Annotated in this window: 10 protein-coding genes; 5 read left to right on the forward strand and 5 right to left on the reverse strand. The window is 67.3% G+C overall.

The features are described 5' to 3' along the window. Positions 1–222: 222 nt before the first annotated feature. Complete coding sequence (locus N415_RS13490) at positions 223–1221, reverse strand: GGDEF domain-containing protein (protein WP_068182294.1); 999 nt, start codon at positions 1219–1221, stop codon at positions 223–225. Between the two features lie 344 nt (positions 1222–1565). On the opposite strand from N415_RS13490, the gene N415_RS13495 reads away from it, so the two are divergent. Then, positions 1566–3035, forward strand: coding sequence for an FAD-dependent monooxygenase (locus N415_RS13495; protein ID WP_239645536.1), 1470 nt, complete (start codon positions 1566–1568; stop codon positions 3033–3035). Positions 3036–3043: 8 nt separating this feature from the next. On the opposite strand, the gene N415_RS13500 is transcribed toward N415_RS13495, so the two are convergent. Beyond that, positions 3044–3229 (reverse strand): hypothetical protein, encoded by a 186-nt coding sequence (locus N415_RS13500; protein WP_068182258.1) that lies wholly within the window; start codon positions 3227–3229, stop codon positions 3044–3046. Positions 3230–3312: 83 nt separating this feature from the next. Here N415_RS13500 and zwf point away from each other — a divergent pair, with 83 nt between their 5' ends. After that, positions 3313–4812 carry a glucose-6-phosphate dehydrogenase gene (zwf, locus tag N415_RS13505; RefSeq protein WP_068182261.1) on the forward strand — a complete coding sequence of 500 codons (1500 nt, stop codon included), beginning with the start codon at positions 3313–3315 and terminating at the stop codon, positions 4810–4812. Here zwf and N415_RS13510 read toward each other — a convergent pair. Next, entirely contained in the window at positions 4809–6041 is a 1233-nt protein-coding gene (locus N415_RS13510; RefSeq protein WP_068182263.1) for an alpha/beta fold hydrolase, read from the reverse strand. The genes zwf and N415_RS13510 overlap by 4 nt on opposite strands. 90 nt (positions 6042–6131) lie before the next feature. Here N415_RS13510 and N415_RS13515 point away from each other — a divergent pair, with 90 nt between their 5' ends. Together N415_RS13515 and N415_RS13520 are read left to right on the forward strand one after the other, a co-directional pair. Next, entirely contained in the window at positions 6132–7010 is an 879-nt protein-coding gene (locus N415_RS13515) for a CoA ester lyase (protein ID WP_068182265.1), read from the forward strand. 304 nt (positions 7011–7314) lie between these two features. Next, a complete protein-coding gene (locus N415_RS13520; protein WP_068126821.1) occupies positions 7315–7512 on the forward strand; it encodes a hypothetical protein in 198 nt (65 codons plus the stop codon). Positions 7513–7527: 15 nt separating this feature from the next. Here the strand turns inward: N415_RS13520 and N415_RS13525 are convergent, their stop codons facing one another. After that, on the reverse strand, positions 7528–8118 hold the full coding sequence (locus N415_RS13525; RefSeq protein WP_068182266.1) for a cyclic nucleotide-binding domain-containing protein: 591 nt from the start codon (positions 8116–8118) through the stop codon (positions 7528–7530). 102 nt (positions 8119–8220) lie between these two features. Continuing rightward, complete coding sequence (locus N415_RS13530; protein WP_068182301.1) at positions 8221–9000, reverse strand: fructosamine kinase family protein; 780 nt, start codon at positions 8998–9000, stop codon at positions 8221–8223. Between the two features lie 116 nt (positions 9001–9116). Between N415_RS13530 and N415_RS13535 the strand changes: the two genes are divergently transcribed. Further along, positions 9117–10352, forward strand: coding sequence for an osmoprotectant NAGGN system M42 family peptidase (locus tag N415_RS13535; protein ID WP_068182267.1), 1236 nt, complete (start codon positions 9117–9119; stop codon positions 10350–10352). Positions 10353–10423: the final 71 nt, after the last annotated feature.

The raw sequence follows: 10423 nt of genomic DNA on the forward strand, positions 1-10423 counted from the left end.
GAGTTACCCCCAATTCCATCGGGCGCACGACGTGTCAACTGCACCACACGGCGGACGCCCAGATACGGGTCACCCCGACGCGTTGGTGGGCGAGTGTAGGACCCCGAATGCTCAACCCACCGAGCCGCCCCATCGCAACGACACGACCCCCGACCGCGGATCTCCGCCGACTACCAGTGCACTCTCATTTGCGAAGAGCCACCAATTTCAGCCAAGTCGGGTCTACAGCGCGTGGCGCAGATCGGGATCCCGGCGCTGCGGAATCCTGTTCTGTTTGGCGGTGTACAGATTCGCGTCGGCGACCGCCCACAGCACGGCGACGTTGGCGCTCGCTCCGCCGGCCGATGCGGTCCCGACGCTCGTGCCCGGGGTCTGTAGCCGCACGGCGGCCACGAATTGCTCGGCCGCCCTCGGACCGGGGCCTGGGCGCTCGGCGATGCACACGGCGAACTCGTCGCCGCCGAGCCTGGCCAGAATGGCGTTGGGGGGAGCCGCGTTTCGCCACGCGGTCGCTCGGCTGATCAGGTGCTGGTCGCCGGCGACGTGCCCGTCGGTGTCGTTGATGCGTTTGAAGTTGTCGATGTCCAGCGCGATGACGGTAATGACGGTGGAAGTCGAACGCGATCGCGCCAGCAGGTCGGCGGTGGCGATTTCCCAACCGGCGCGGTTGAGCGACCCCGTGAGTGGATCGGTGCACGCCGCGTCGACCAACGTCCGTGTCACCAAGCCGAACGACTCCGCGGCGCCGACGATCGCGATCACAAAAATGAGGTAATCGATGCCGAGCGTGGCGGTGCGCGAGACCGCCAGGCCGGCAACGCAGGCCAGGGCGAGCACGCCCACCAGGACCATGCCGCGGCGCGGCGAGTAGAACGCGCGCAGGTACATCGCCAGAAACATCGGCGCGATCAGGCAGACGAACTCGGCGATGATCGCGATGTGGAAGGCCATCACGATCGGCGTGGCCACGATGGCCACGGCCGTCGCAGGCCCGGTTTTGTCGGGCCGCACGGCCAGCCAGGCCAGCGCCGCGATACCCAGGACGATCGCCACGATGCCGCCGACCGGATGCCCCCGGGGACGGTCGGGGTGAAGCGGAATCACGGTGGTGAACAGCACGCCGTAGGCGAACAGGAATGTCGTGGTGCCCAAGTAGATTCGCAGCAGCCGGACCTGGTGTTTGCCGTAAAAACCGCTTCCGGAGTCGGCTCGCAACCGCAGCTTGTATCGGCGGGGGTGGCCCACGGGGCCTGCGAGGCGTAGACCCATCCCGTCACTCTCTGGTCAGATGCGCCGATGCGGACGCGCGGCCGATTATTTCACCGCCATTTTGCGAGCGCGCAACCGCCATTCGTCTGAACCGTAGTTCAGATCCCAGGAGACCGTTGATGGTTTATCGAAAACCCAGATCGGATGCAAAAAGAAGGGGCGGCTTTTAATCCGTCCCACTTCAACATATTACGCACCCGGGGGCTTGCGGCAAGACCGGGGTCATGCCGCAAAATCGCTGGTCGAAGCGAAAGCGGACCGACTCGGGGGGCGAGATGAGTGTGTTGAGGGAACCAATGGCCGACCACGCGGTGGCAGTCGTCGGGGGAGGCCCGACCGGGCTGATGCTGGCGGGCGAGCTGGCGTTGGCGGGCGTCGACGTGGCCATCGTGGAGCGGCGCGCCAGCCAGGAGCTGATCGGGGCGCGGGCGGGGGGCTTGCATGCGCGCACCATCGAGGTCCTCGATCAGCGCGGCATCGCTGATCGTTTCCTTTCCGAGGGCCAAGTGGCACAGGTCGCCGGGTTTTCCCAGATTCGGTTGGACATCAGCGACTTTCCCACCCGGCACCCCTACGGGCTCGCGCTGTGGCAAATCCACATCGAGCGCATCCTGGCCGGCTGGGTCGACGAGCTGAACGTGCCGACCTATCGCGGACGTGAGGTGACGAGCGTCGCCCAAGACGACACCGGCGTCGACATCGAGCTCACCGACGGCCACTTCTTGCGCGCGGAATACGTCGTCGGGTGCGACGGGGGACGCAGTTCGGTCCGCAAATCGGCGGGCATCGACTTCCCGGGGTGGGAACCCACGATGAGCTACCTCCTCGCCGAGGTCGACATGGAATGCGAGGCCGGGGAAGCGCCGGAATGGGGTATCCGCCACGACGCCCTTGGTGTCCATTCGCTCAGCATGGTGGAGGACGGGGGGCCGGTGCGGGTCATGGTGACCGAGCGGCAGGTCGGGCCCGCCGGCGAGCCCACCCTGCGCGAGCTGAGTGAGGCGTTGATCGCCGTGTACGGGACGGATTACGGGATCCACAGTCCCGCATGGATTTCCAGGTTCACCGACGCGGCGCGGCAGGCGGCGACCTACCGCGACGGGCGGATCCTGCTGGCCGGCGACGCGGCGCACGTGCACCATCCGATCGGCGGGCAGGGTCTCAACACCGGCATGCAGGACGCGGTGAACCTGGGATGGAAGCTGGCCCAGGTGGTCAACGGAGCGGCCCCGGAAAGCCTGCTGGACAGCTACCACACCGAACGGCACCCGGTGGCTGCGCGCGTGCTGCGCAACGCCATGGCCCAAATGGCGCTGCTTCGCCCGGACGACCGCACAAAGGCCTTGCGAGAGGTCACTTCCGACCTGCTCAGCATGGCCGAGCCGCGGCAGCGATTCGCGGCGATGATGTCCGGTCTCGACATCCACTACGACCTGGGCGAGGGCCACCCGCTGCTCGGCCGTCGGATGCCCGACCTCGACCTGGTCACCGCCGACGGCACGGTGCGGGTCTTCGCGCTGCTGCACAACGCGCGGCCGGTGCTGCTCAACCTCGGCGAGCCCGGCGCCGTCGACATCGCCGGCTGGGAGGACCGCGTCACGCTGCTCGACGCGAAATACGTTGGAGCGTGGGAACTTCCGGACGTTGGCCCGGTCGCCGCCCTCGACGCGGTGTTGATTCGCCCCGACGGATACGTTGCCTGGGTGGGGGAGCGCCCCCTCGCCGACGCCCTGACAGCCTGGCTCGGGCCGCCCGCGGCGACCTAGGACGAGGCCTAATCCGGCGGCTCGTCCTGCGCGCCGGGCCCCGCGGCGTCACGTTCGCGGTCGCTGGGCTTGCCGGGGACACCTTCGTCCTCCCGCTCGTTGGCAACCTTCTCGTCGAGCTCGTCGACGATGTTTTCCAGCTTCTCGGCGTGGCTCAGCTGGTCTCGGTCGGGTCCGGTCATGTCGCTTTCCATACCCCGCCCCGCGATTGATAATCGCGCAGATCGACCCCAACATGGGGCTGCACACACGGCGCTGCGATGGAAGGATCGCAAGGGTGGCCGACAAGAAACCGCAAACGATCTCTTACCCGGCGCCGGAGAAACGCCCGCGACGCCACGACACTGAACGGCTGGAGCCCCACGTCATCGTCCTGTTCGGTGCGACGGGGGACCTCGCCAAGCGCAAGCTGATCCCGGGCCTGGCCTATTTGGATCAGTCCGAACTGGCCCCCGACATTCAAGTCGTCGCGACGTCGCTGGAAGACATGAGTGACGACGAGTTCCGTGATCTGGCCAAGAACGCGATCGATTCGTTCGGCACGCACAAGCTGACGGACGAGCAGTGGGCCAACTTCGCCAAAATCATCACCTACGTCCCGCAAGGCGCCGGACCCGGGGCGCTCGCCACCGCGGTCGCCGAAGCTGAAGCCAAGCTGGGACCCAACGTTCGGCGGCTGCATTACCTTTCGGTTCCGCCGAAGGCGGCGCGTGACGTCATCACCATGCTGCGCGATGCGGAGCTCGTCGACCGTTCCCGGGTGGTCATGGAGAAGCCGTTTGGCACGGACCTGGCCAGCGCGGTGGCGCTCAACGACTTCGTGCACGAAACGTTCGAGGAATCCCAGATTTTCCGCATCGACCACTTCCTGGGCAAGGAGGCCGCCCAGAACATCCTGGCGTTCCGCTTCGCCAACGGCCTGTTCGAGCCGATCTGGAACCGCAACTTCATCGACCACATCCAAATCGACATCCCCGAGGCGCTGGGGTTGGATCAGCGGGCCAACTTCTACGAGGACACCGGCGCGTACAAGGACATGGTGGTGACCCACCTCTTCCAGGTGATGGCGTTCGTGGTGATGGAGCCGCCGACGGCGCTCGAACCCTTTGCCATCAGCGAGGAAAAGAACAAAGTGTTCCGGTCGATGCTGCCGGTCAAACCGTCCAACGTGGTGCGCGGCCAGTACAGCGGGTATCGCGACGAGAAGGGGGTGGCGAAGGACTCCGACACCGAGACCTTCATCGCGCTCAAGGTGGGCATCGACAACTGGCGCTGGGCCGGCGTGCCGATCTATCTGCGCACCGGCAAGAAGATGGCCGAGGGCATCCGCATCATCTCGATCGCCTTCAAAGAGGCCCCGCGAACGATGTTTCCGCCGGGGTCGGGCGTGGGGACCCAGGGTCCCGACCACCTCACCTTCGATCTCGCCGACAACTCGAAGGTCTCACTGTCCTTCTACGGCAAGCGGCCGGGCCCCGGTATGAAGCTGGACAAGTTGTCCATGCAGTTCTCCTCGCAAGAGATCGACACGGTCGTCGACGTGCTGGAGGCTTACGAGCGGCTGATCCTCGACGCGATGCGCGGCGACCACACGCTGTTCAACACCGCCGAGGGCATCGAATCGTTGTGGGAACGTTCGCAGGAGCTGCTCGACGACCCACCGCCGGCGAAGAGCTACCAGCCGGGCACATGGGGTCCCAACGCGATTCACCAGCTGATCGCTCCAAACGCCTGGCGATTGCCGTTCGAGCGGGAGTGGCGCGAGAAAAAGGGCTAGTCCGCCGACGGAACCTGCTGATCGAGCCAGTGGTGCAACTTCGCGTAGATGTCGGCGTGGTTGAGCAGATCGAAGTGGTGCAGGCCGGTGAGCGTCAGCCCGTGATCCGGGTCGAACGGAATCTGCCGGGACTTGCCCACCCCGGACGCGCTGTGCGGCCGCACCAGGCGATCGCCAAGCACCGCCCCGACCGCGCCCGGGCCCGCGCTGGTCGCCACGAAGTGGTAGACGGCGTGGGGAAGGAAGGGCACCTCGTTGCAGCGGTCCCGCAGGAACTCGTCGGGGTCGCAGTCGCTCCAGTCCTCGTCGAGCAGCGCGCCGTACCGCAGATCCTTGGTGCCCGAGCTGCGGGCATTGAGAAATGAAGACAGGGCGCGTGTTTCGGGCAGGCGGGCCAGCGCCCACGAGGCGGCGTTGACACCCTTCTCCAGGTCGGCACCCAGGTGCGGGGAGCCGAGGCAGACGACGTGCCGAACGGCGTCGGGCCAGCCGTGCTCATGCTGGGTTCCGTAGTGGCAGGCGCTCCGGACCACCAGGCCGCCCATCGAATGACCGATCAGCGCGATCTCCTCGACGGGCACCGGCCACAGCGCCTGCAGCTGATCCAGCAGGGCAGCGAGCGATTTGCCGTTGTCGGAGATGTGCAGGCCGGTGTTGTAGCGCAGGTAAACCGGGGTGAACCCCAGGTCGTCGCGCAGCCGCGCGCCGTAGGACTTCACCTCCTCGCCGTCGCGCGGGCGTCGCCACCACGACATCTCGGTCATGCACCAGCCGTGGACGAAGACCGCAATCCGGCCCGTCGCCCGCGGGAACGCCGACGCGATGTCGTGGGCGGTCATCGCGACCGGCTTGCCGCGATGGCGCACCTGCATGGTCAGCGCGAAGCCGTTTCCGCGGTCGGTCAGCTCGTCGCCGTAGATGCCGTTGAGCGCGGCGATGACCCCGGCGACCCTCGGATTCGCTTCGACGGTCTCGTCCTCGTCGCTGCCGCGCGTCTCGGCGGCCAGTTCACCGGCGGCGCGCAGGGCGCCCCGAATCGCGCGGTCGACGGCGTAGTACGTCGCCGCGGCGGTCGTGTTGTGGACGACCTCCACGGGTTTCGACACCGGTCCGACGGCGCCGAACACGCGTCGCGCGATGCCGCTGTGCGTATCACGCACGAGCGTGGTCAAGACGCGGGTGCCCTCACCAGCCAAGTCAGCGAGTGACCGGATTTCGTCTCGCTGCATGAGTTGCTCCTCCCTGTTCCCACCTGGGATTCCCATTCGGGGGTTTCCCACTGTGGGCGAGGCTTATCCCAAAGGCCCTACTGTCGTGACATGCCACCGACGCTGCGCCCGCGCCGATCCGCCCTGTACCTACCCGGCAATAACGCCCGTGCCCTGGAGAAGGGCCGCACGCTGCCGGCGGACGTGCTCATTTTCGACCTGGAGGACGCCGTCGGGCCCGACGCCAAGGCCGACTCGCGCTCGCGGGTGTGCGACGCCGTCTCGTCCGGGGCCTACCGACCTCGCGAGGTCGTGGTGCGCATCAATGGCTTGGGCACCGACTGGCACGACGACGATCTGGCGGCCGTGGCCGGTTCGGCCGCCGACAGCGTGCTCGTGCCGAAGGTCGAGACGGGCGAACAGGTCCGGGCGCTGATCGCCGCGCTCGACCGGGCAGGCGCGCCGGAGTCGGTGCAGCTGTGGGTCATGATCGAGACGCCCAGGGCCATCTTGCGAGCCGAAGAGATCGCGTCGGCCAGCGATCGGTTGGCGGCGTTGGTGGTCGGCACCAACGATCTGGTGAACGATCTGCACGGATTGCACCTGCCCGGCCGGGCGCCGGTTCTCACGGCGCTGTCGCTCGCCGTGTTGGGGGCGAGGGCGGCCGGCAAGGTCGTCCTGGATGGCGTCTTCAACGACATCACCGACGAGGGCGGCTTCCGGGCCGAGGCCCGGCAAGGCCGGGAGTTCGGTTTCGACGGCAAGACGCTCATCCACCCATCCCAGATCGGACCGGCGAACGACGTGTTTGGTCCGTCGGACAAGGAGCTGGCCGATGCCCGCAAGATCGTCTCGGCCTACGAAGAGGCCCAAGCCGCGGGGAACAGCGTCATCACGGTCGACGGCCGGATGATCGAGAGCCTGCACGTGCGCGACGCCCAGCGGATCCTCGCCCTCGGCGACCTGATCGCCGAAATGGAATCGGCATAACCGGATTCGGCCGTCAAACGGCGTCGACGCGGAATTGCCGGTAAGGTGCCTGCAGCAAATCGATCGTCGGACAAAGGAGTGTCTGGTGCGGCCAAAGGGAACTGCGCTCGCGGGAATGGTCGCCATCGCGGTCATCACCGCGGGCTGCTCGAGCGGCAATACTCAGTCGGCTTCGACGTCGAGTGAGGCGTCGACCTCGAGCTCGCCGACGGCGGCCTCGTCCCAGCCGACGACGGCACCCACCTCGTCCGCGCCGCTCGACCAATCCACCTGCCTGGACATTTCGTTCGCCAAGGACAACTTGATGGTGGCGGCGAAACCGGAAAACGCGCGCAAGTGGGCCGACACGCTGGAGAAGTACGGTCCGCCCGATCCGGTGAAGGCCGCGATCGAGCACTTCGTCACCACCGTCGGCGCGCGGCCCGACGACCCCGACCTGAACTCCAACCGGGACTCGATCACCGGTTGGATCAAGCAGATCTGCCCGAATGTGAACCCATAGGCGGCCGTCTGCCGGCTACCCTGTGCCGTTTCGCTCGATCCACTGGGTGAGCGCATCTTCGAGCGCGGCCGAGACCCGCACCCCGGCGCCCTCCGCGGCCTGCTCGAACCGCTCGACCAACTCCGTCGGGACCTGCGCGTCCACCCTGCGATGCGTCGGCTTTGGCTTCGGCGCCTGCTCGGGGACGGCTGCGGCCGCGTGCCGCGCCGCGGTGGCGTCCATGGTTTCGCGCAGTGCCGGCATCTCGTCGAGCAAGCGGCCCAGGTCGTCGCGTTCGATGCGCAGCACCTCGGCCGGCCCGGTCGTCGTGACGGTCGCGGAACGCAATTTCCCACGGCGCAGCGCAGATTCGCCGATCACTTCGCCCGGCCCCACCACGGCAACGCGGTCGTGGCCGACATAGACGCCGGCCTCGCCGGTCAGCAGGATGTAGCAGGCGTCCGACGGGGTCTGCTCGTGAATGAGTGGCAGGGGCGCGTGCGTGGAGGTGTGATGTGCCGCCGCGACAATGCGCCGCAAATCACTATCCGAAAGCTTGTCGAATGTGGCGAATTCCCGTAGCCGCCGGATGTCTTTTTCCTCGTGTCCCTGCGCATCCACCTTCATAGCGGGCTCCTAATCTGCGATATGACCGGACATCGAGGAGCCTAACTCCAATTTGCGGCAACGCCGGAAACAAATTTGCCGCAAAAGGTGCGGCAGATGGGCTTACGTCGAACGAGCGTCCAATGCGGAGCGCGCCGCTGCATGGGTGCGGGCGGCATACCCTCCGCCGAACAACGCAACATGCGCCAGCAGCGGGTAAAGCTGGTGCAGTCCGATCCTGTTGCGCCAGTCCGGGTTCAGCGATCGCACGCGCTGGTAACCGGTGAGGACCGCGTCGTAGTGCGGGCAGCCGAACAGAGCGAGCATCGCCAGGTCGGTCTCGCGGTGACCGGCATGGGCGGCCGGATCGATCAGGACCACACCGTCGGGTGTCCACATCACGTTGCCGCTCCACAAATCGCCGTGCAGCCGCGCCGGAAAATCGTCATCCGAGTCGTAGTCGCCGGCGCGGCAACGCGCCACGACGGCGTGGATCGCGGCGCGGACGGAAGCGTCGAGGCGCGGCGCCGCTGTTTCGGCCATCGGGACCAGCCGCTCCTCGGCGTAGAACTCACCCCAGCTTGGGTGGCTCCGTAGCGACATCGGCAGCGGCTCGGACAAGGGACCGAAAAACCCGGGACCGTCCCAGTCGTCGGGCCCGGCGCCGAACGCGGATGCGCCCGCGTCGTGTGTGACGGCGAGTCGGCTGCCGAATTCGTACGCCGCTTCGGGGCTGGGGTTCACCGAATCCAGTCGCCGCAGCGTGAGGTGGTCGGCCCCGAAAGAGACAACTGCCGCGCACGGCACGCCGCCCGCGACGCCCGACAGCCATCGCAGCCCCGCTGCTTCCCACGCGAAGTAGCCGGCGGGTGCGCCCGGCCGGCGCTTGACGAAGTCAGTCACCCGGTAACCGCAGACGCGTTCATCGCGCTCCAACTGTAGTTGCGGCTGCGCCCTTGTGCCCCCGCGCGAACCGGTAGGTTGAACCCGGATTCCGAACGAACCGGGAAGGAGAGGCTGTGCCCCAGATCGCGGCCATGGCGGAGGCCGACCGCGCGTGGATGATCGACACGCTGCTCGCATTACTGCAGACCCCGAGTCCGGCGGGACGCACGGATGCGGTGATGCAGCTGATCGGCGACATCTTCGACGACTTCGGGGTGCCGTTCACCCTCACGCGCCGCGGCGCGCTGACCGCCGAACTGCCGGGGGAGTCCCCGACCATCGACCGGGCGCTGGCGGTTCACGCGGACACCATCGGTTGCATGGTGCGCAGCCTCAAGGAAAACGGCCGCCTCGAGCTGATTCCGGTCGGCACCTTTTCGGCCCGGTTCGCCACGGGTGCCCGGGTGCGGATTTTCAGCGACGACCCCGACGAGTTCATCACCGGAACGGTCTTGCCGCTCAAGGCAAGTGGGCACAGGTTCGGCGACGAGATCGACACGCAACCCACCGACTGGGACAACGTCGAGGTCCGCGTCGACCGCAAGGTGTCCTCGCGGGAGGACCTAGTCAGACTGGGCTTGAACGTCGGTGACTTCGTCGCGCTGATCACCAGCCCCGAACTCACCGCCGACGGTTTCATCGTTTCACGTCACCTCGACGGGAAAGCCGGCGTCGCGATCGCCCTCGCTCTGGCCAAGAACTTCTCCGAGAACAAGGTGGTGTTGCCGCACCGCACCACGATCATGGTCACCATCACCGAGGAGGTCGGCCACGGCGCCAGCCACGGCTTGCCCGCGGATGTCGCCGAGCTGGTCTCGGTGGACAACGCGGTGTGCGCGCCCGGCCAGCACTCGATCGAGGACGGCGTGACCATCCCGATGGCAGACATGCACGGCCCTTTCGACTACCACCTGACCCGGAGGATGTGCCGGCTCGCCGAGGAGCAAGGGATTCCCTTCGTGCGGGACGTGTTTCGCTACTACCGCTCCGACGCCGCCGCGGCGATCGAGGCGGGGGCGGGCACCCGGGCCGCGCTGGTCGGCTTCGGCGTCGATGGCAGCCACGGCTGGGAGCGCACCCACATCGACTCGCTGGAGGCGGCCTACAACCTGCTGCACTGCTGGCTGCGGACGCCGCTGACCTTCGCCAAGTGGGACGCCAAGCCGTCGGGTCCGCTGCGGGACTTCCCGTCGTCGAAGCAGCCCGCGCCGACAGAGCAATGGGTTCCGCTGGCCCGTGGCGAGCACGCCGAACCCGGCGATGCGTCGCCGGGCGCGCACTGGCCGCCCTCGGAGGGGCCCCAGGCCTGAGGCGGTCTCAGTGCCCTCATCCGCCGACTGTGTGTGCTATGCACGAAAATTCCTGGTGGTTTCACGCGGTC

It is taken from the genome of Mycobacterium sp. UM_CSW (genome assembly GCF_000455205.1).
GTDB lineage: Bacteria > Actinomycetota > Actinomycetes > Mycobacteriales > Mycobacteriaceae > Mycobacterium.

Bases quoted from the DNA above. Each gene is read 5' to 3' on its own strand.
- N415_RS13495 (WP_239645536.1), top strand. From the start codon at position 1,566: ATGGCCGACCACGCGGTGGCAGTCGTCGGGGGAGGCCCGACCGGGCTG.
- N415_RS13525 (WP_068182266.1), bottom strand. From the start codon at position 8,118: ATGAAGGTGGATGCGCAGGGACACGAGGAAAAAGACATCCGGCGGCTA.
- N415_RS13515 (WP_068182265.1), top strand. From the start codon at position 6,132: ATGCCACCGACGCTGCGCCCGCGCCGATCCGCCCTGTACCTACCCGGC.
- N415_RS13510 (WP_068182263.1), bottom strand. From the start codon at position 6,041: ATGCAGCGAGACGAAATCCGGTCACTCGCTGACTTGGCTGGTGAGGGC.
- N415_RS13520 (WP_068126821.1), top strand. From the start codon at position 7,315: ATGGTGGCGGCGAAACCGGAAAACGCGCGCAAGTGGGCCGACACGCTG.
- N415_RS13500 (WP_068182258.1), bottom strand. From the start codon at position 3,229: ATGGAAAGCGACATGACCGGACCCGACCGAGACCAGCTGAGCCACGCC.